This window comes from Mycoplasma sp. 4423, assembly GCF_054353855.1.
Genome location: NZ_JBTHHJ010000019.1, coordinates 1 through 21,601 on the forward strand (window position 1 = coordinate 1; position 21,601 = coordinate 21,601).

Annotated in this window: 17 protein-coding genes and 6 tRNA genes; 9 read left to right on the plus strand and 14 right to left on the minus strand. The window is 28.6% G+C overall.

What is annotated here, in order from left to right:
• Positions 1 to 21: 21 nt before the first annotated feature.
• A tRNA-Gly gene (locus ACXYRN_RS03735) sits at positions 22 to 95 on the minus strand.
• A 127-nt stretch (positions 96 to 222) separates the two neighbouring features.
• Between ACXYRN_RS03735 and ftsY the strand changes: the two genes are divergently transcribed.
• Entirely contained in the window at positions 223 to 1,266 is a 1,044-nt protein-coding gene (gene ftsY, locus ACXYRN_RS03740) for a signal recognition particle-docking protein FtsY (protein ID WP_458607713.1), read from the plus strand.
• The gene (locus tag ACXYRN_RS03745; protein WP_458607714.1) at positions 1,259 to 1,483 is read left to right on the plus strand and encodes a sigma factor-like helix-turn-helix DNA-binding protein; all 225 of its coding nucleotides are present in this window, start codon (positions 1,259 to 1,261) and stop codon (positions 1,481 to 1,483) included. The genes ftsY and ACXYRN_RS03745 overlap by 8 nt, the downstream gene beginning before the upstream one ends.
• A gap of 34 nt (positions 1,484 to 1,517) precedes the next feature.
• On the opposite strand, the gene ACXYRN_RS03750 is transcribed toward ACXYRN_RS03745, so the two are convergent.
• Entirely contained in the window at positions 1,518 to 1,733 is a 216-nt protein-coding gene (locus ACXYRN_RS03750; protein WP_435130013.1) for an MAG6790 family protein, read from the minus strand.
• Positions 1,734 to 1,879: 146 nt separating this feature from the next.
• Between ACXYRN_RS03750 and ACXYRN_RS03755 the strand changes: the two genes are divergently transcribed.
• A complete protein-coding gene (locus ACXYRN_RS03755; RefSeq protein ID WP_458607715.1) occupies positions 1,880 to 3,613 on the plus strand; it encodes an LppA-related lipoprotein in 1,734 nt (577 codons plus the stop codon).
• Positions 3,594 to 4,328: a class I SAM-dependent methyltransferase gene (locus ACXYRN_RS03760; RefSeq protein ID WP_458607716.1), complete on the plus strand. Its 735-nt coding sequence runs from the start codon at positions 3,594 to 3,596 to the stop codon at positions 4,326 to 4,328. The genes ACXYRN_RS03755 and ACXYRN_RS03760 overlap by 20 nt, the downstream gene beginning before the upstream one ends.
• Positions 4,329 to 4,332: 4 nt before the next feature.
• Here the strand turns inward: ACXYRN_RS03760 and ACXYRN_RS03765 are convergent, their stop codons facing one another.
• From ACXYRN_RS03765 to ACXYRN_RS03780, 4 genes are all read right to left on the minus strand, one after another.
• On the minus strand, positions 4,333 to 4,932 hold the full coding sequence (locus tag ACXYRN_RS03765; protein WP_458607717.1) for a hypothetical protein: 600 nt from the start codon (positions 4,930 to 4,932) through the stop codon (positions 4,333 to 4,335).
• Positions 4,925 to 6,004 carry a hypothetical protein gene (locus ACXYRN_RS03770; RefSeq protein ID WP_458607718.1) on the minus strand — a complete coding sequence of 360 codons (1,080 nt, stop codon included), beginning with the start codon at positions 6,002 to 6,004 and terminating at the stop codon, positions 4,925 to 4,927. Before ACXYRN_RS03770 ends, ACXYRN_RS03765 begins: the two co-directional genes overlap by 8 nt.
• A gap of 1 nt (position 6,005) precedes the next feature.
• Positions 6,006 to 8,570, minus strand: coding sequence for a DNA topoisomerase (ATP-hydrolyzing) (locus ACXYRN_RS03775; protein ID WP_458607719.1), 2,565 nt, complete (start codon positions 8,568 to 8,570; stop codon positions 6,006 to 6,008).
• Between the two features lie 93 nt (positions 8,571 to 8,663).
• The gene (locus tag ACXYRN_RS03780; RefSeq protein ID WP_458607720.1) at positions 8,664 to 10,163 is read right to left on the minus strand and encodes a hexose phosphate transporter; all 1,500 of its coding nucleotides are present in this window, start codon (positions 10,161 to 10,163) and stop codon (positions 8,664 to 8,666) included.
• A gap of 276 nt (positions 10,164 to 10,439) precedes the next feature.
• On the opposite strand from ACXYRN_RS03780, the gene ACXYRN_RS03785 reads away from it, so the two are divergent.
• The 5 genes from ACXYRN_RS03785 (at position 10,440) to ACXYRN_RS03805 (ending at position 17,265) form a co-directional block, all read left to right on the plus strand.
• The gene (locus ACXYRN_RS03785; RefSeq protein ID WP_458607721.1) at positions 10,440 to 12,410 is read left to right on the plus strand and encodes a GGDEF domain-containing protein; all 1,971 of its coding nucleotides are present in this window, start codon (positions 10,440 to 10,442) and stop codon (positions 12,408 to 12,410) included.
• 1 nt (position 12,411) lies between these two features.
• On the plus strand, positions 12,412 to 12,870 hold the full coding sequence (gene rplI / locus ACXYRN_RS03790) for a 50S ribosomal protein L9 (RefSeq protein ID WP_458607722.1): 459 nt from the start codon (positions 12,412 to 12,414) through the stop codon (positions 12,868 to 12,870).
• The gene (locus ACXYRN_RS03795) at positions 12,857 to 14,308 is read left to right on the plus strand and encodes a DnaB-like helicase C-terminal domain-containing protein (RefSeq protein WP_458607723.1); all 1,452 of its coding nucleotides are present in this window, start codon (positions 12,857 to 12,859) and stop codon (positions 14,306 to 14,308) included. The genes rplI and ACXYRN_RS03795 overlap by 14 nt, the downstream gene beginning before the upstream one ends.
• Positions 14,309 to 14,351: 43 nt before the next feature.
• On the plus strand, positions 14,352 to 15,572 hold the full coding sequence (locus tag ACXYRN_RS03800) for a CNNM domain-containing protein (protein WP_458607724.1): 1,221 nt from the start codon (positions 14,352 to 14,354) through the stop codon (positions 15,570 to 15,572).
• Between the two features lie 82 nt (positions 15,573 to 15,654).
• Positions 15,655 to 17,265 carry a CTP synthase gene (locus ACXYRN_RS03805; protein WP_458607725.1) on the plus strand — a complete coding sequence of 537 codons (1,611 nt, stop codon included), beginning with the start codon at positions 15,655 to 15,657 and terminating at the stop codon, positions 17,263 to 17,265.
• A gap of 240 nt (positions 17,266 to 17,505) precedes the next feature.
• Here ACXYRN_RS03805 and ACXYRN_RS03810 read toward each other — a convergent pair.
• From ACXYRN_RS03810 to ACXYRN_RS03845, 8 genes are all read right to left on the minus strand, one after another.
• Positions 17,506 to 17,590: transfer RNA gene (locus ACXYRN_RS03810), tRNA-Leu, on the minus strand.
• A 30-nt stretch (positions 17,591 to 17,620) separates the two neighbouring features.
• A tRNA-Thr gene (locus ACXYRN_RS03815) sits at positions 17,621 to 17,696 on the minus strand.
• A 3-nt stretch (positions 17,697 to 17,699) separates the two neighbouring features.
• Positions 17,700 to 17,775, minus strand: a tRNA-Val gene (locus tag ACXYRN_RS03820).
• A gap of 4 nt (positions 17,776 to 17,779) precedes the next feature.
• Positions 17,780 to 17,855: transfer RNA gene (locus ACXYRN_RS03825), tRNA-Glu, on the minus strand.
• 5 nt (positions 17,856 to 17,860) lie between these two features.
• A tRNA-Asn gene (locus ACXYRN_RS03830) sits at positions 17,861 to 17,935 on the minus strand.
• Positions 17,936 to 18,103: 168 nt separating this feature from the next.
• Positions 18,104 to 18,241 carry a hypothetical protein gene (locus ACXYRN_RS03835; RefSeq protein ID WP_435129979.1) on the minus strand — a complete coding sequence of 46 codons (138 nt, stop codon included), beginning with the start codon at positions 18,239 to 18,241 and terminating at the stop codon, positions 18,104 to 18,106.
• Between the two features lie 27 nt (positions 18,242 to 18,268).
• Positions 18,269 to 19,177, minus strand: coding sequence for a 1-phosphofructokinase (locus tag ACXYRN_RS03840; RefSeq protein WP_458607726.1), 909 nt, complete (start codon positions 19,175 to 19,177; stop codon positions 18,269 to 18,271).
• A 4-nt stretch (positions 19,178 to 19,181) separates the two neighbouring features.
• Positions 19,182 to 21,242, minus strand: coding sequence for a PTS fructose transporter subunit IIABC (locus ACXYRN_RS03845; protein WP_458607727.1), 2,061 nt, complete (start codon positions 21,240 to 21,242; stop codon positions 19,182 to 19,184).
• Between the last annotated feature and the right edge of the window lie 359 nt (positions 21,243 to 21,601).

A 21,601-nucleotide genomic window follows, 5' to 3' on the forward strand; every position in this document is an offset into this window, starting at 1 on the left:
TTATTGGTCAATTATTTGAAATGGAGCGAGTAAAGGGAATCGAACCCTCATAGTCAGCTTGGAAGGCTGAAGTTCTGCCATTAAACTATACTCGCATCTTTATTTGCTATTTAATTATAGCACTAAGAGTTTTTTTTCAAAGAAAAAAATTATTTATTTTTTTAACTTGCTTTTTGTTAAAATATTTATATATTATCTATTATATATAATTTTAGGAGAATAATGGGCTTTTTTAAGAATTTAATCAATAAGGTTTTTAAACGAGATAAAAAAACAATTGAAGAAAAACAGCAAGAAATAGAGATCCAAAAACAAAAAGAAATTATTAATAGTGAAAAATTTAGAAAATACGAAAGTGGTCTTTCAAGTAGTTCAAATTTTGGTAAGCAACTTCTCGAGATTCAAAATCGACATTTAAAAATTGATGAAGATTTTTTTGACGAATTAATGGAGCTTTTAATAATGTCTGATATCAATTCTTCATTAGTTGATGTTATGCTTGAAAGAATTAAAAAGGAGGTTAAAACCAATAATATCGATGATCCAAAGCTTATTGGTGAAATAATTGCTGATCAAATGTTTTTAATTTATACAAATGATTCAGTAACTAATACACAATTAGATTATCAAGACAACAGGCTAAATGTGTTTATTTTTGTCGGAGTAAATGGTTCTGGAAAAACTACTTCAATCGCTAAGATTGCTTATAAATATATAAATGATGGTAAAAAAGTATTAATCGCTGCTGCTGATACATTTAGAGCGGGTGCTGTAAATCAATTAGGAATTTGAGCTGAACGCATTGGTGCTGATATTATCAAACCAACTAAGAATGGTGAGGACCCTGCTTCTGTTGTTTATAAAGCATTAGAGAAATCAAAAAATGAATCATACGATTTATTAATCATTGATACTGCTGGACGCTTACAAAGCAAGGTAAATTTAATGAAAGAATTAGAGAAAATGGTTGGCATCATCAAGAGATTTGAACCATCAGCTCCACATGAATCATTGCTTGTTTTAGATGCAACTACAGGACAAAACGGATTATCACAAGCAAAAAGTTTTAAAGAAATTGCTGATTTAACTGGTATTATTTTAACTAAAATGGACGGAACTTCTAAGGGTGGAATTGTTTTATCTATAAAAGATGAATTTGGTTTATCAGTTAAATATGTTGGTTTAGGTGAAAAACTAACTGACTTACAAGAATTTGATTTAGAGTTATTTATCTATCAGATGACTAAGGATTTAATTGATGTCTAAGAAGAGTTTAGAAAATTTAACAAAATACAGTAAATTATTTGAAAAATATCGTAATTTTTTAACACAAAATCAACAACAACTGTTTCAGTTATATTTTTATCAAGATCTCTCGTATGCAGAAGTTGCTGAAATTGTTGCTACAACCAGAACATCAGTTTATGATACAATTAAACATACCTTACAAAAACTTGATAAACTGGAAGAAAAAATGCATTAAAAGCAAGGGAGCTTCTTCCTTGCTTTTATAATATTTAAACTGTTTTAATAACTACTTCTTTTGAATAATGTTCACCTTTAAGGTTGTCTCTTTCAACATGAATAATTTCAATTTTTTCATTTCCTTGTGTATGCAAGCCATGTTTTTGTCCACGACGGAAACCTTTAATTAAACCTTCTAATTCTTCTAATGAATTAGCTTTTGCAATGACTTCATTGCTAGATAATAATTTTGCTTTGTATTTATACATTTTATCTCCGTTTCTATGTATATTATATTATATCTTAGCAAAGATTGGATTTATAACAACAAATAATTAAGATAATTTAACTAAGATTACGAAAATAATATGAAAATAAAATTTTTGTTTGTGTAAATATAATATAGAATTTATCTATGAAAAAGAATAAACGAATATTTTGATTACTATCATCATTAGCAACTGCACCTATTTTAGCAGTTGCTTGTGCTAATAAAACGCAAGAAAAACCAAGAAAAGAAATTAAAGAAACTCCGATTGAAATAAAAAAACCTGTCGATACACCACCTAATCAACAACCCAACAATCCATCAAAAAAACAAGGTAATCCAGAAACTCATGAACCAAAAAATGATGAATCATCAACTCCTAAACCAAAAACCCCAGTTTCAGATAGTCAACAGCAGCAACAACAACCAATTGATAAACCAAAGAACGATGAGACTTCAAAAGATGTTAAAACACCAGATAACTCAGAAAACAAAACTAATACCGATTCAAGTAAGCAAAGTGAACAAGAAACAAGAGAAATCCAAACGCACCCTGATACATCTAAAACTAACCCACAGCAATCAATAATGAAAAATGATTTTTCTGATGTTATAAACTTACAAAAAAATATCACTATAACTAATGCAAACAAATTCTACAAAGAACATGATTCTGCTGCAGCATGATTAAAATTAAAAACTGAAAAAAGCAATTTACTTAGCATACTAAATATTAATAATGAACTACAGAATAAATATAATGTAGCATTTACTGATACAAATAATGATTTTTATACAAACCAAAATAATGGAACAATAAATAATATTGCGTTAACATTTACTACTAAAAATCCAAATATTGAAGAAAAAACTTTAAGATTCAATATAAATGGTTTTAAAGTAAATAATTCTACATCAAAAACAAACCAAAAAGAAAGTTTTTTAAGCAAAAAAACACTTACTGATAAGGTAACTAGACTCTTTCCATCGTTACTTGCATATATGTTAATGTATACAGAAGATCCAAATAAATATAATGAATTACAAATGCAGGCAAAAGAAGGTGAAACAATTATTAATTTTGAACAACTATTTAATAAAAATACTAGCTTATTTACAAATGGTGTGGCTTCCTTAAATGATTCATTAAAAACACAGTTTTTAGAAAAAAATAAATCATTAGAAAACTTATATGAATATAAAATTACAGGTGTTAAATTCAACGATGAAGCAGGAACCTTAGGAATTCAAGTATTAATCGAAAATCAACATGATAATCATTCAAATGAAGCAAGTATTAATCAAGAATTTGAATTTAATGGTTTAAGAAAACTACAAAAAGATGTTAATATGCAAAACGATATAGTTTCTTACTTTATTACAGCAGCAGACTTAACATCAATTATTACACAAAACAATAATTTAAAACAAACAATTGACAAGCATAAAAATCCTAGTGCAGATATAGATATCACAAGTGAAATAGGTGACGTGCAACTTGCTCTTATCACTAAAAAGATATTTGATAAATTATTAGTTGATGTAACTGATCCATTAGGTGCATATAAAGTGACGTATGCTTCATTAAACACTAAAAATTACATCGGTTTACAACAAGGATTTGTGTTATATCCATACTTTAGTAGACTTAATCAAAATATAAATAGTTTCGCATCTGATAAAACAATTCAAAATATGAAAGTTATAATTAAAAAATCAACTACAAATGGATACAATGTAACTTTTAATTTTGATGTTATCACACCTATAGGAGTAAGAAATTCATATAGTGATCTTTCTGATAACGGCTATGATGAAGAAAAAAATATTGTTCATCACGTAATTGGTTCAGTAAGATTGGATGCACTTGAAAAACGCTAAATCTGTCTTTTCAAAAGATACTAGTATTTTAAAATATTCGTTAGCTATTACTAATGTAGGTTTATGAACATCTGAATTAGATTTAGTTAATAAGTGATTTAGAAATAAGCAAGAAAATTTACTGGATTTAGGTTGTGGAGCAGGTAGAACATCATTTAATCTACAAGAATTAGGATATCAAAATATCTATGCTATTGATATTTCAAAAGAAATGGTTGATACAGCATTGCAAATAGCAAAATTGCTCCCTAATAATACAATTCGATTTAAATATATGGATGCTTGTGATTTAATTTTCCCAAACAACTTTTTTGAATATGCTTTCTTTTCTTTTAACGGTTTTATCGGAATACCATCTGAAAAATCTCGTATTCTGGCATTAAAAGAAATTTATCGTACATTAAAACCAAACGGAATCTTCATCTTTACAGGACACCTAAGAGATGAAGAAAAATATAGACAAAGATTAAAACTAGAAAACATTCAACAAACCCAGGAATTTAAAATTGAAAGCAAAGGAGACTTAATTTTTAAAAACGAAGATGGTTTTTATGATTTCTTTCACCTTTATAATAAAGATGAACTGGTTAATTTGCTAACTGAAAATGGTTTTGAAGTCATTTCTATAATAAATAGAGATGAAAGTTATAACGAAACAAAAGAAGTTATAGAATTTGCTGATAATACTTACTTTTGAATATGTAAAAAAGTTTAAACCACTAGTGTGGTTTTTCTTTTATCGCTTGCTCATAGATATTTTTGATATCCTTAAGAGTTCTTGTAATTTTTAAATCCTCTAATTTAAAATCTACTTTATAACCTGATCCTGTTGCCCTTTTACTTGTTTGTTCTTTGCCTCTAAAATGAATATTTTGAATCTTACCATTAATTTTTACTGTCCCGTATTTTATAACTAAATCATTTTTAACTTTTTGCAAACCAAACTTAAAATCATCTTTATGGATAAAACTTATATATAAGTCATTTGGTGCAATATCCAAGAATGCTATAACATCCCAAGACTTATTTTCTTTAATCCCTTCATGTTGAAATTTCTTACTAACATCCAAGGTAGCGGTTTTTATTTCGATTTTAACTCCATCTACTACTATATCTCAATCACCGAATCCATCTTGTTGATAGATAACTTCCTTATTTAATTCCTTAAATATAGTTGTAAAAAACTTTTCTCCAACTCTACCTCTTTGATCAATTTGGATTTTTCTTATACTTGCAAATTTATCCGTTAATTTTCAAGGATGCTTATTAATTTCTTCATCAATTAATTCAATCAATTCTTCATAAATACTTTTAATCATTTTTTATCCGTTCTTCAATAGCATCAATAATAAGTTGTGTTCTAAGATTATTAGCAGAGTTTGTCGATTTAAAACTTTTAGATTTTCAATCAACACTTTCAATTATTTTTTGTATTCTTTGTTTTTCTTTTAAAATAACAATACCATATCCTCGATTATGTGGTAATTTAGAAAAACTTGTTTCTAAACTAACTTCTGAAAATGTTGTAGATGGTAGATAATAATCACACTTATCCAACATTTTAACATTTCTTTTTGAACTCGGTGTAGAGCCATTACTTAAAGAATATACTTTTATCCACTCACTAATTTTTTGAGATGGTTTAATTGGCTTTACACTATGAGATGGTAGTTTTGTTCATATCTGAAAAATACTTTTAACATTAATAATCTTGTTATTTGGATAATGAAATTTGTCATCATTTACCTTAAATTCTGCTGCTAAATAAAAATTCTTGTTTATTCTTAGCATCGGTGATCCTTTACCATTAGAATTAAAGAGTGGAGGTAAAATAAAACATATAAAGTCACAAAATTTTGCTGCATGATTGATAAACTGTAAAGCAAGTTGTCCACGAAGTCCAAAGGGTGGATTTCCAATAACAATGTTTCTTTCGTTTTTAGGATAATATTCTAATCAATCCTGTTTGATAATACTCTCTATTTGTGGTTCAATATCAAATGCATAAGTTTGATTAAATAATTCCTTAGGAAAATTATTAGAAAAACTCCCATTTCCAGCCGATGGTTCTATTAAGTCATATTCTTTTAAGTCTATATCATAGTGTTTTTTAATAAATTTAACCGTTTTTTCAATCATTTGTTTAGCAACCTTTACTGGCGTAAAAAACTGATCCATATTTTTATAATACTGCTGCTCATTAAAATCAGCTTGATATTTATGATTTAAAAGTTTATTTATATGGTTAAAGTAGTTGCTTGGTACTTCTTGCTTTAAAATTCAACGATTTATTGTCCCAGTATGTAGGTTTCATAACTTTGCTATATCATTTATCGAATGTAAATTCAATATTTCGCTTTTGAATACATGGTATAAGTGTTTTTTATCCATATTATTTTAATCCTAATAATTTATCCACACGATCTAGCAAAGAATCTAAATCCTTTTCTTTTTCTTTAACTTTTTCTTCAGATTTTTTTATATTTTCATCGTGTTTTTTTATTGTTTTAACACTAAAATCACTTAATGGATCAATATTTTCTTGTTTCTGAATATCATTGATAAAAATATGCTGAATATTATTAAGATCAATATAACCTGTTTTTTCTTTTGATTCTATATATCCTAAGTATCTAATTAAATTATGTTCTATGGATTGGATTAGTAATTCTTGTTTTCTGCTAATATTTGCAACTTTGATATTAGCACCTAATTCCTTGATTACTGCTATTTTTTTTCCTTTTATTGATTTAGATGTTATAGGTAGTTTTGAGCCCTTTATTTTGCTTCAATAACCTTGTTTTGAAACAAATAAATATTCATCTTCTAAATTAATTATTCTAAAATCACTAACTTTATCACTGAGTGACAAGTAAACACCTTTTATCCCTTTTGCTTTGGTTCCATAAGTATTAATTTCTATTTCAGGATAGCAAGTTATTAGTGATTCATCGGAAACTATTAAAAGATGGTTTTGGTTATTTGATAAATAAGCACCAAGCATAATATCATTATCAATTAAAGACATTGCTACATAAGTTTTATTAACTCTTTGGACAGCAAAATCACTTAATTTGGTTCTTTTGAAAAATCCGTTTTTGCTTCCAGTGACAATAAATAAATCAGAATTTCAATCTGCTACTTCAATCACAGAGATAATCTTTTCATCTATTTTAAGGTTGAAAAGTTCTTTTAAAGATGTTCCATAATCTTTTCATTTATTTTCAGTTATTTTATGAATAGGTAGAATTATGTAATTACCTAAATTAGTAAACACTAGTAAATTATGCATTGTATTCATTTTAGATATATGAATAATGTTGTCATCTTCCTTAAGATAATAATTGCTTAAATTATTATTTTCTTGTGTTTTTTGACTAAATCTTTTAATATAGCCATTTTGCGAAACACAAATATAAACATCTTCTTCTTTAATTAAGTCGGTTTCTTTATGTGAAAAATCAAAACTTTCAGTTTCTATCAAGGTTTTTCTCGGACTAGCAAACTCTTTTTTAATTTCATTAAGTATTTTTATAATAAAATTATTAAATTTTTGTGGATCACTAAGCAGTTGTTCAATATGAGCAATTTCTTTTTCTAAATCTTCTTTTTCTTTTAAATATGCCTGTTTATCTGTCTTACTTAAACGGTATAATCTTAACTCAGCAATTGCTGTTGCTTGAATTTCACTAAATGCAAAATAATGCATCAAATCTTTTATCACACCTGCTTTTGAACCTTCTGATTGACGGATAACTTTAATAACTTTATCTGTAATTTCAGAAACTTTAATAAAACCTTTAACAATTTCTAAACGTAATTTGTTCTTTGTTAAATCATATTGCAATGTCTTGGTTTTTATATTCTTAACTTGCAATGAATAACTTTCAAGCATATCTAATAGAGATAAAAGTTTAGGTTGATTATTTTGAATCACAGTATTATTATATGAATAAGAAACCTTAAGTTGTGTTTTTTGGTATAAATATGATAACACACTTTGTTCATTAACACTTGGGTGCATCGTAATAAGAATATTTATTCCATTTCGATCAGATTGATCCTTAATTTCAATTACCCCATCGATTTCACCTTTGTTAATTAATAAATCAATTTCATATACCAATGCTGATTTAGCAACTCCATAGGGAATCTGTGTAATTTCTATATACTTATAATTATCTTTTGTATATAAATTACATTTACTATATAAATGTATTTTTTCTTTTGGATTATTACCAAATTCAAAAGCATCATTAATCCCTTTGATTCCTTTGATAATCCCACCTGTCGGAAAATCTGGTCCAAAAATGTATTTTTGAACTTCTTTTAAGGTTATATAAGGCTTTTTGATTTTTGCAATAGTAGCATCAATGACTTCACCAAGATTATGTGGTGGCAAATCAGTAGCCATACCAACAGCAATTCCTTTTGCTCCATTCACTAATAATGTAGGAAAAATTGATGGTAGCACAGCAGGTTCTTGCTCACTATCATCAAAGTTAGGAATAAATGCAACAGTATTCTTTTTTAAATCATTTAAAATATATTGACATACTTTTGATAATCTTACTTCGGTATAACGCATTGCAGCAGCAGGATCATTATCTACTGACCCGATATTCCCATGCATATCAAGTAACGGAATATTTGATTTTCAAGACTGTGACATATTAACCATCGCTTCATAAACCGATGAATCACCGTGTGGGTGGTATTTACCGATAACATCACCTACTACTCTAGCTGATTTTTTATAAGACTTATCATAATCAAGACCTAATCCATACATTGAATATAAAATCCGTCTTTGAACGGGTTTTAACCCATCTTTAATATCCGGTAATGCTCGTTGTTGGATAACATATTTTGCATAGCGACCAAATCTTTCTGCCATTATTTTATCTAATGATTCATTGATTATTTTATCTATAATTGCTTTTTCAGTTGCACTCATATAACTCCTTAATAATTTAATTATATAATTTATTCATGTATTTTATTAAAAACAACAATTCCATAGAGTTGTTGTTTTTATGTAAGTCTTTGCTTAATTTTTATCTAGGTTTTTTCTTTTACCTAAAAAACCAAAGATCTTTTTCATTCAACTTGGCATCGATTCTGCATTTGGATCTGGTTCGCGAAGCAACAAGGTACCAAGTACAGAAATCAATCCAAAGACAATAATTAAGATAAACTGAATTATTGAATATTTAAGTGTATTTGGATCAACTTGTCCTGCAGCAACTGGATTTACACTCTTACCAATTAATGTAACAGCTGAAATAATAATTAATCCAACTGTAAACATTAAGTATCCAAATCCTCAAATTAAACTAAACATTCAACCAATGGTTTGTGGGTCACGTTCTGGATATTCGTGTGGTAGATTAAGCATAACACCTTGAATTCCTCAAAGACATAATCCGGTGATAAATGCGAAAATGTAGAATATTACTTGTGAACCAATGCTTCCTTTTGAAGGAACAATTCATTTGGTAAATACAACCATTGAGAATATGTAAAATAATATTCCGAATGTTAGAGCAAATACTTGATAAAGTTTACGTTTTAATTTAAATCTTGATCAAAGCCCGATTGTAATAGGACCTAAAAACACTGCTGCTCAATAAATAACTAATCAAATATTTATTAGTTTTTCTAAAGGAGCAGAAGCAATTTCTTTTGTTGTTTTATCAAAGTTTCTAAGTGTTGTTAAATCAATAAATAATCTTTTAGATAAAACTTGTGGAAGTACTACTGCGCATAATCATCCACCATAAACTAAAATTCAAATGTATGTTTGCTTTTTCTTCAAATACATTCATAAAAATACGAATGGATTAGGTTCTTTTGCTCGCTCTTGTGCTGTTTTAATTCCGAATCTAGAACCAACAAAAATGAAAATAAGCAATGGTATAATGTTTAATGCACTAATTACAGTAAAAATGATTTGTCATGCACTTTTTACATCATTAGGATTTGCTGCTAAAAATGTTACAACTGTAATAATTGAACCTATAGGGAAGAATCAAATCCCAAATTGTGAAACTATTGATTTAGTTTTTGCATTAAAGAATCTAGCAACAACTGGTTGTGTAAGAATTATCAACATTGTTCCACCGATAGCCATCAAAGTTCTAAAGATAACAAAACCTACATATCCACCTTGAGAAGCCGGAAAAATTCATTGCGCTGGAATACCTATTAAAGTCAAAATAAATGCTATAATAACTGTCCAACGATGTGCTAATCTAGTTAAAATAACAGCAACTAATATTGAACCAATCCCGCGACCTATCGTAATACCTCAGTTAGTTGCTTGATTAGTTAGCTGAAATGCAGCATTATTTTCTATATTAAAATGTCCTAGAACTCCAGGTGTGCCTTTTCCTCCACCATTGAGCAACCCACTAAAACCAAAATTTACAACAAATAGTGTATAACCAAAAGAAATTGAAATTCATAATAATAATCCATAGAATAACTTTTTCTTAGGTGACATACTTTCGATGTTATCTAAATGTAACATCTTTAATATCGTTTGCATAATACACCCTTTCTGAGTCTTAAACTCTATTAAATTATAAATTGAAAGTTATAAATTAAAATATTTTTTACATATTTATAATGTTTATTTTGAATATAATATAAAAATATTTGCACATTTATTAGTCTGTTTTACTTTTAAAGGTGTTATTTAGTAAAAAAACTAGATTTAATGTGGATAACTTCAAAGTTATTCACAAGTTGATTCAATTTATATGAATATAATTTAGATAAAATAAATTATTGTATAATTAAACAAATATAAGGTAAGGTATCAATGAAATCGAAGCAAAAATTATGATTTTTTATTACATCAGGAATATTGTTATTTATTTTAATAATAGTTCTTTTGGTAGTCTTTATTAATTTGCAACCACAAAAATGACATCTTGTTTTAATAGTTATTGCTCTTTTCTTTTCTTTAATCTTAATTACTTTGATTTTATATTTTGCTATTATTAATTTTGCAAAATCACGCGAATTAGTAAAGCATTCATTTAATCGTTTTGTTGAAAAAATAATTACTAATAACTCAATTGGTTTAATTATTTATGATACCTCCGCTGAAGTAATTTGGATTAGTGAATTTATTAAAAATAACTTTCATAATGATTTCATTGGACTAAAAATTACAGATGCAATTGAAAAAATTGATGCAAGTGTTAAAGGTAAAATTAAATATAATAACTCAGAAAATATAATTTTACAAAACAATAATAATTATTATGAAGCACAATTTTGACCATTAGATAACACAGTTGTAATACGAGATACCACTATTAAAACATTATACAAAAAAGAACTACACGAACAAAAACCAGTTATCGGTGAATTGGAAATAGATAACTACAGCCACTACCAATCAGTTTTCTCTGAAGAACAACTTTTTAAAATTAATAAAGTTATTATTGATGCATTAAACGAATCGGTCGAAAAATATAATTTAATTTATCGTCAATATACAAATGGTAAATTTATTATTCTGACTAATGAATTATCTTTAACAAAACTTAAAGAAACAAATTTTGAAATTTTTACTAAAATCAATGATCGACTTATTGATAAAGAAGTTACAAAACTTTCTGTTTCTTTAGGCTTAGCAGTAGGTTGAAGTTCATTAGAAACAAAACTTTCACAAGCAAAAAAAGCACTAGTACAAGCTCAATCACGGGGAGGGGATCAAGTTGCAATCTTCTCTGATATTAGTAAACCACAGTATTTTGGATCATACACCGAAATATTTGCAAATAAAAATCGAACCAGAATTAGTGGTTTAGCACAAATTATCGCAAATAAGCTTAGCGATGATAAAATTAAAAATGTTGTTATTTATGGACATAAATGAGCAGATTTAGATGCAATCGGTTCTGCTTATGGAATATATACAATTGCAAAAGCTTTTCAAAAGGATGCATATATTTCTATTACGACTATGGATAATACAACAAAAAATTTCTTACAAGCAACCAAAAAAAATAATTTATTTATCAAATCTACACAAGCAAATAATTTAACATCTGAAGATTCATTGGTTTTCCTAGTAGATAACTCTGACCCTGAAAGAACAGATAACATTGATGCATTAGTTAATACAAATCGTGATAATGTTTTTGTTTTAGATCACCATAGACTAGGGAAAACTATTGATTTTTGTCCAAAAAGCAATCTATATGTAGATACAACTGCATCTAGTGCATCCGAAATAGTCACCGAAATATTAATGTTTTTATCTTATAAAGTTGATGTTAACAAAGAAGTGGCACAGTGGCTTTTAAATGGTATTTATTTGGACACATCACAGTTTTCTAAGTCAGCATCAAAACGCGCTTTTGAAGCGGCTGCATGATTAGAATCGAAAGGTGCTGAACCAAATATTAGTGGTGAACTTTTAAAATATGATGATGAAACAGTAAAAAAAGTAAAAGCATTATTAGAAAACATTCTTGAAATTAAAGATGGATATTATCTTGCTTATTCAAATCAAGAAGCAACCAACGATGTTATTTCGATAGCCGCAAATGAAGTACTAAAAGTGCGTGGTCGTCGTGCTTCATTTGTAGTAGGTAAATTACCTAATTCTAAAAGATATAAATTAAGTGCGCGTGGAATTGATACAAATGTGCAAGTAATCGCTGAAATGGTTGGTGGTGGTGGACACTTTACAACCGCGGCGGCTGAATCTGAAGAAGATTTAGAAACATTCGCAAATAATATAAGACATGCAATTACCGTTGCTGAAAGGACATAATATGAAAATAATTTTATTAAAAGATTGTAAAGATGGTAAAGCTAACACTATCATCGATGTGGCACCCGGATATGGAACAAATTTTTTAATCCGTAAAGGATTAGGTGTTGCATTTAATATTCAAACACAAGCACAATTAGAAAAGAGACTTAATGATTTAGTTGCTAACGAACACGAAAATCGCACCAACGCATTAAGACAAAAAGAAAAACTTGAAGATATAACCTTAAAATTTCAATTAACAGCAAATATTGATGCTAATTCAAATTTAAATGTACATGGTTCGGTTTCTACAAAAGATGTTGATAAAGAACTCAAGGAATTAGGATTTAAACTTCCAAAGCATTCTTTGCAAAAAATTCATTTAGTTTCCGAAGGAAATCACGAAATCGATGCTACATTATACAAAGACATTGTTGCTAAAATAAAAATTCAAATTATAATTAATGTTAAAAAATAAATTTAAAAAGCCTTTTTATAAAAATTTTGAAGATCTAAAAATTAAAGCCTACAATAATACATTATTTGTTGATAAGAGCGTTGAACGTGAAATGCTTGCACTTATTTTAACAGATGATGAAAAGCAACATTTGGGTTGTGATTATTTAGATATTGACGACTTTTTTATTCCTGAGCATAAGCAACTTTTTGACTTAATCAAATACAAACGTAGCAAATCTTCTCCTCATCCTACTTTTTACGGTTACATTGAATTGACTGAAACATTAGAATCTGATGTTTCACTAAGAAATCGTTATTCATTAGTAAATGAAACCTTATTAAGTTCCCTTTCTACACAATTTAATAATCAATCTAATTTTAATTATAATGTTGAAAAACTAATTGAATTAACCCGTTTACGTGCATTAGAAGTTTTTTATGGGGAAAGTTTACAAGCATTTAAAACTAATAACGAAATTTCTTGGGAAAACTCATTAAATGACTTTGAAACATTTATTCTTACACATAATGAGCGGGGATTAAAAAACAGTTCGTTTATTTCATTAAATGATGCAACAGATAGTTTTATTGAAAAACTTGAACAAATGATTCAAAGTGGTGATGTTGATGCAGCATCAGTTTTTAGTGGTTTTGATGCAATTGATCAATATACCAAAGGATTCAAACCAGGTCAATTTATCGTATTAGGAGCCCGTCCGGGGGTAGGAAAGACTGCATTAGCATTAAACATTGCCAAAAATATTACAAAAGACCCAAACAAATCATGTGCTTTTATTTCACTGGAAATGCCCGTGCATGAATTAGTTTCACGTTTTTATGCATCTATTTCAAATATCGAATTGAATAAATTACAAAACCCTAAATTTTTAAAGCACGATGACTTTATGAAATTACGAAATATCGCTGCTATTACCAAGGAACAGTCTAATTTATATTTTGATGATGTTGCTACAAGCAAAATTCAGGATATCATTTGAAAAATAAAGCAACTGAATAAAGATTTAAATGGTGGTTTAAGTTTTGTAATTGTTGATTATCTGCAACTTGTCAGCAGTGATGGTCATGGTGGTAATCGTAATACTGAAGTTTCTGCTATTTCTCGATCATTAAAAACAATGGCATTAGATCTTAAAATCCCGATTATGGCACTATCACAACTTACTCGTAATGTAGAAAACAGAGAAGATAAACGTCCACAATTAATAGATTTACGCGAATCGGGTAGCATTGAACAAGATGCAGATATTGTTATCTTTTTATCTCGTACTATCTTAGATAAAAAGAAAAATCAAAATAGTAACGATATCACCGATGCATACAAATTAACTGAAGTAACAATCGCAAAAAACCGTAACGGTTCACCTGGTTATGCAGAATTATTATACGAAGGAAGAATTGTTGCTTTTAAGGAACACGAATTTAGAAAGGACGAATAATGGACCCATATTCCACTAGTCAGAATCCTTATATAGGAGTATGATGCATTTTATAGTTTTACCATTTTTACTGCTTCTATTTATTCTATCAGCAATTTATAGTGGTTGCGAAACAGCTTATTCTACTTTTTCAAAAGCAAAAATCTATGAAATGGAAGAAAATAAAGAGCTAGCAAGCAAACTTATTAGCAAGCATACTAAACGTTATAATCGGATTCTGACAACTATTTTAATCGGAAACAACCTAGTTAATGTTATTTCATCAATTCTGACATCGTGATTTTTATCACAACTAATTCCTAATAATAATACTTTATCAATTATTATTTCAACTGCTATTGTAACACCTTTGCTAGTTATTTTTGGTGAAATTACACCGAAATTATTAGCAAAAAAATATCCAAAAAAATACTTACAACTTTTTAGTTGATACATCGATGTATGTTACTGAGTTTTTTGAATTTTAACTTGGCCGATTTCGAAAATTTCAAAACAAGTTTATGTAACAAACTCTGAAGAAGATTTAAAAAATATGATTAACCTTGCCCAAAGCGAAGGTGTGCTACAAACTGGAGAAAGTTTACTTGCTAAAAAAGCATTAGATTTGGATTCTACCAAGGTTTTATCTCATTATATAAAACTTAAGGATGTAACAATACTAAATTATCGGTCAACTGTTTCTGAAGCAAAACAAGTATTTAAAGAAACAAATTATTCAAGGATACCAGTTGTCAAAAAAGATGAATTAATAGGAATAGTATTATTGAAAGATATTTTTGATATCGAAAAAGGTCGGATTGAAAAATATGTAAAATCTGTTCCTTTTGTCTCTGCTAATTCAATATTATCATCCGCCCTAGAGAAAATGCGTGCTGCCCGCGCACATATGGCATTTGTTGTAGAAAATAATAATTCACCTGATATTGTAGGAATTATAACTATTGAAGATATTATTGAAGAAATTATTGGTGAAATTTACGATGAATATGATGATGATGAAGAAATTTATGAAATTTCACTTGAAAAATCAAGAGTAAAGGGTAATGTCGTAATGCACGATCTTTTCAAACAACTTGAGCTTTCTGCTGATTTATTAAATGAAAACGAGAAAGAACTTACTTTATATAAATGATTTTCTCAAAAAATACATCGAGATCGTCTATATAAAAAATCACGTTTTGTTTTAGAAAACAAAGTTGTTTTTAAAGTAATTGAAGCACAAAAAGATGATGAAAAAACATTAATAGAAGTGTCCATTATTTAGCCAGCTTTGCTGGTTTTGTTTTTAATAAATAATTTACACTAAATTAATAGATTAATTTATAATATAAAAACAGAGGTATTTTATGTCAAAATTTATATTTATCACAGGTGGTGTTATTTCAGGGTTAGGCAAAGGTGTTGCGGCAGCATCAATTGGAAACCTGCTCAAAGCAAAAGGTTATAGTATTTTTGTTTTAAAATTAGACCCGTATTTAAATGTTGATCCAGGGGTGATGTCACCATTTGAACACGGTGAAGTTTATGTTACTGAGGATGGTGGAGAAACTGATTTAGACCTAGGACACTATGAAAGATTTATTAATGAAAACTTTTCAAAGGATTCGAATTTTACCAGTGGACGTATATTTCAAAACATTCTTGAAAAAGAGCGCAAAGGTGTTTTTAAAGGTAAAACTGTTCAATATGTCCCGCATGTAACTAATGAAATAATTTCTGTTATAAAAAATATAGAAAAAAAATATAACAGTGATTTTGTTATCATCGAAGTTGGTGGTACTGTTGGTGACATCGAATCAAATCCTTTTATTCATGCTTTATCACAAATGGGTTATTCAAATTCTAACGACACTTTCTTTATCCATGTTACATATGTTCCTTTTTTAAAAACATCAGGTGATTTTAAAACAAAACCTACACAGTTTTCAGTATCAACTTTAAAAGGTTTAGGTGTTAAACCTAATATGATTTTACTACGTTCTGATGATTCGCTTCCAAACGAAATAATCAAAAAAGTTGCATATACTTCTTTATTAACCGATGAACATGTGGTTTCTGTCCCTGATTTATCAAATATTTATGATATTCCTTTATATTTAAATAAAAAAAATGTTGCTTCGAATATCTTAAAATATTTTAATATGCAAGATAATCAGGCAAAATTAGATGATTGAAAAGCATTTGCTCGTAAGGTTGCAGCTAACAAACAAAAATCACTTGTAATAAAAATGCTAGGTAAATATACAAGTTTTTCAGATGCATATAAATCAATTAATGAAGCACTAAAAATTTCTGCAATTGATTTAAAAATAGACATAAACTTAGAATATGTTGATTCAAGCACCCTGAACGAAGAAAATATTAAGCAAGTATTATCAAATGCAGATGGAGTTGTTATCCTTCCCGGTTTTGGTATCCGTGGTTTTGAAGGAAAAGTTTTAGCAGCAAAATACACAAAAGAAGAAAAAATCCCTACTTTCGGGATATGCTTAGGAATGCAGGCTATGACAGTCGCACAGGCACACAAACAAGGTTTAACCAATGCTACTTCTCGAGAATTTGCACAAGGTGAAAACGAAATTTATGTGCTCGATTTTATTAAAGGGAAAAGTGCTAAAGATAATTTGGGTGGAACCTTGCGTCTTGGTGCTTATGAAACTGTATTTAAGCCTAATTCACTCATTAGTAAATATTATAAATCGGATTCTATTTGAGAGCGTCACCGTCATAGATATGAAGTTAATTCAGCATATATAAATAACATCCAAAGTGATGACTTTATATTTAGTGGTTTTCACCCTACTTTAAAACTCGTGGAGACCTGTGAAGATCCAACCCAAGATTTTTATATCGGGGTGCAATATCACCCAGAATTCACTGCACGACCATTACAACCACATAAATTATTTACTCGCTTTTTGCAAAGTGCAAGTAAATTTAAAGATAAAAATGTATAAAAAAGATGCTTTAGTTGATAAGACTAAAGCATTATATGTACATATATATGGAATTAATTTTTTACAAAATATTTATTACAAAATTACTTTTTTTAAATTATAAGTGATAAAAAGTTTGATAATTGTATAGAAAAAAATATAAGAAGTTGTCTATAGTATATGAAAGGTTTAACTATAAACGATTAAAAGCTTAAAAAAATAAAAAATATTATAAATTAAAAATTAAATTAAAATTAAGAATGGTGCACGAGGAGGGACTCGAACCCTCATGCCGTAGAGCACTAGAGCCTAAATCTAGCGTGTCTGCCAATTTCACCACCCGTGCAAGGGTAGTTTTTGTGTAAAAAACTCGCTTTGGTGCCGTCTATAGGACTCGAACCTACGACCTACTGATTACAAGTCAGTTGCTCTACCAACTGAGCTAAGACGGCATATGGTGGAAGATAAGGGACTCGAACCCATGACATTCGCCTTGTAAGGGCGACGCTCTCCCAACTGAGCTAATCTTCCAAAATGGCAGTCTGTACGGGAATCGAACCCGTGCATGCATGGATGAAAACCATGTGTGTTAACCGCTTCACCAACAGACCATAAATGGCGCCGATTATTGGGATTGAACCAACGACCAACTGGTTAACAGCCAGCTGCTCTACCGCTGAGCTAAATCGGCATTTGCATTTAATAAATTGCTAACTAATTATAGCACAATCAAAAAATAATCAAAATTTGTTTTTTATTTTTTGTCCATTCCCTTGTGTTTCTATATTATAACAATAAAATCATTTTCTTTAAATTTTTGATATAGTAAAACACACATAAAATGTGTGTTTTGATGTTATTATACATTTGAAAAAATTGCTCAAAGAATCAACACAATAGCAACACCTACAGTTAATCCTATAATCAAAGGTCAAATTAGTCTTACATTTGCTAATTTATTTTTTTTATTTACTTTTTGAATTTCTTGTTTTTCCATAATTTATCCTTGTTTAAATATTATACATTATTTTTGGATAAATACATTTGAAAGAAATTTTTTTGTTTTCTTCTCATTCGCTAATCACTTACTAGTAACAGTCGCCATTGATGCTGCACCTGCTAATAAAAAAGCATTTTCGCTATTTTGATTCTTTAAATAACTTGCAGCAAATATTGAAATCATTGTATCACCTGCACCAGTTGCAGAAACTAAGTCAACCTTTTGATTAATTTTTAGAGAATAAAAATTTTGTTTTGAATCTAATAAATATGCACCTTTTTCACCATTTGATACTATTACATTTTCAGCACCTAAATTTTGTAATTGTTGCATAGAATGTTTTATATCATGAACTGAATCTGATAAACTAGCAAATATCATCTTTAATTCATCTATATTGGGTTTAATTAAAAATGGTTTAAATTGCAAAAAATTAATAAAATTTGAACTCTCTATATCCAAAACAACCTTTATATTCTTTGAAGAAACAAATTCGATTATCCTCAATAACAGTTCTTCATCTGCTTTACCCATAAGCATTAAAACATCATCCTTAGTAATTTTATCAAGTTCTTTAAATAACTTGTTTTCTTTGTCTGCATTAATCAATGTTTTTGGTCCGTTGAGTTCAAAATCAGTTGTTTTTCCATAGTATTTAATATTAATGCGAGTTTTTTGTTCTGTTGCTATATTTAAAACATCAAGTTTTTCTTTTGAAAAAGTATCTTTTTGGAACATATCAAAAGTTTGTGAGTCAAAAAATGTTATTGCTTTATTATCAAAACCGTGTCTTTTTAATACTACTGATGCATTTAAACCCTTACCACCAGGTAAAAGTTCGAATTCACCATAACGGTTCACTTTCTTTAAATCAAAATTTTCAGATGTAATGAATAAATCTATTGAAGGTGATAATGTAAGTGTATAAATCATTAATTTACCTTGGTTTTTGTTTTTTAGGGAATTTTTTATTAATATAACTTGCAAGTCAAATAGTACCAGCTGATGCGAATGAACCAGCGATTAATGCTAATAAGAAAAATACTATACCTAATCCTATTGATAAACCAATATTATTACCAAACAATGATGAACGTGCTAAGAAGATAACGAAGATTCCACCGTGTGGAGCAATTATATTAACTCCGAGAGCTGCTGTAATTAAACCAGCAACAACTCCACCGACAATATTTGCAGGAATCATAATCTTTGGATTTTTTGCTGTATACGGAATTGCTCCTTCTGAAATAAACGACAATCCAAAGAGAATGCTTGATCATTTACCTGCATCACGATCTTCTTTTGATCATAATTTCTTGGTAAGAAACATTGACACTGATATTCCAAGTGGAGGCACCATTCCGGCAGCCATAGCGGCAGCCATTGGTATAGAACTTGTTCCTCCAGAAATTGATAATACCCCGAAAATATATGCAGCTTTATTTATTGGCCCACCTAAATCAACAGCCATCATTGCTCCAATGATAATTCCTAATAATCAAGCTAAATATGGTTTGCTTTCAAACAGTTTTAAGAATAAATATAATCCCAAGTTAATGTAAATTAAAACTATATTTACACCTCAAAAGATAATTGAAATAGCAAATGTTGAAATTAAAGGCATAAATAAGATGTTCTTAATCCCTTTCATGCTTTCTGGTAATTTACCAAAGACATATTTAGCAAAAACAATTACCATTGCAGCAGCAAAGAATGCACCTAATATTCCACCAATGAATCCGGACCCTGTTTCAAGCACTTTATCTGCATCTGCGCCTGCTGCTTTAATACTTTCACCTAAGAATCCGTATGTTTTAGCAAGTTGCCCACTTGCTATTGCTCCAACTACAAATCCAGGTAGCAATCCTTGACGACCTACAATTGAAAAAGTTATATATGCAGTTAAAATAGGAACTGCCAAACCAAGCCCAATTTTACCAATTTGGAAAATAATATTTGATACTGGTGCATTAAATCCGAAACTTGATAAAAATTCTTTTGAATCAACATTAGTTCCATTTGATGAGCCAATAATTAAGTCAATAATGAATGCAATCGCAAGCATAATACCACCAAAAATAATAAATGGTAGCATATGAGAAATCCCAGACATCAATGAACGATACATTTTTTTAGCAAATCCATCAAAAGTCATTGCTGCTTCAGATTGGTTGCTTGGTGCATTTATTCCTTGTAATTTATTTCCTTGCTTATCAAGTATCTTCTTAATTTGTTGCTCTGGTTTATGAATAGCTTTTTGAGTTGATATTTCGATAACATTATCACTATTAGCAAATCTTGATTTTTCAATTTCGCGATCTACTGCTAAAATCACACCTTTAGCATTTTTGATATCATCATCAGTTAGTTTATTATCAATCCCATCAGCTCCTTGTGTTTCAATTTTAATTTTTACATTCATTTGCTTAGCTTGCTCATATAATTTTTCTTTAGCCATAAATGTATGTGCAATTCCAGTTGGACAAGCTGTAACAGCAACAATATCGTAAATATCATCGCTTGATTTTGTATCAGTTTGTACATTTTCAAAACTATCAATTAGATTTAAAAATTCATCTGCAGTCTTTATTTGTTCTAGTTTATTTATAAAATCTGCTTTAATTAATAAACTTGATAAATTAGCCATAATTTGCATATGTTCGCTTGAACGATCATTTTTAGATAAAACTATTCCAAAAATATATTTGATATTTTGATTATCAATAGAATCTCAATTCAAATCTGAGGTTCTTATAAAAACAAGGGTATTTTTTAAAACAATATCATCTCCTATATGTGGCATTGCGATATGGTCACCTATACCTGTGGATGCTTGATTTTCGCGTTCTTTAAATAATGCTAATGCTTTATCTTTATCCGATACATATCCTTTTTGATAAAGTTCATTTGATAAAAATTCTAATGCTGCATCCTTATTAGCAAAACTTTGATCAAAAAAGATAGTATCTTTTTGTTCGAATAATTTTGTGATTTTCATTTTTCTCCTTTCTTTTTTGTGTATTAAATAATAACAAAAAAGCAAAAAGATGTAATTAATTATTCAAAAATTTGGTGTTTTAACTTATTAGCAAATTTATTTTGTTATATAATTAACAAGTTATAAATAAAGGTATATAAATCGTATATTTACTTTTATATCTATATCATAGACTTAAAAGTAGAATATATAATTTTGGGGACCTTAAAAAAAGTTGTGTATCCATAACTGAGTCATTTTCATAAAAAAAAGATTTTTTAAAAAAATATTAAAAAAAGAGTGAAACTCCTTTAAAATTGTAAGCGAAATAAAACAAAGGAGAACACATGACAGATATTATATCAAAAAATTTGTTAATT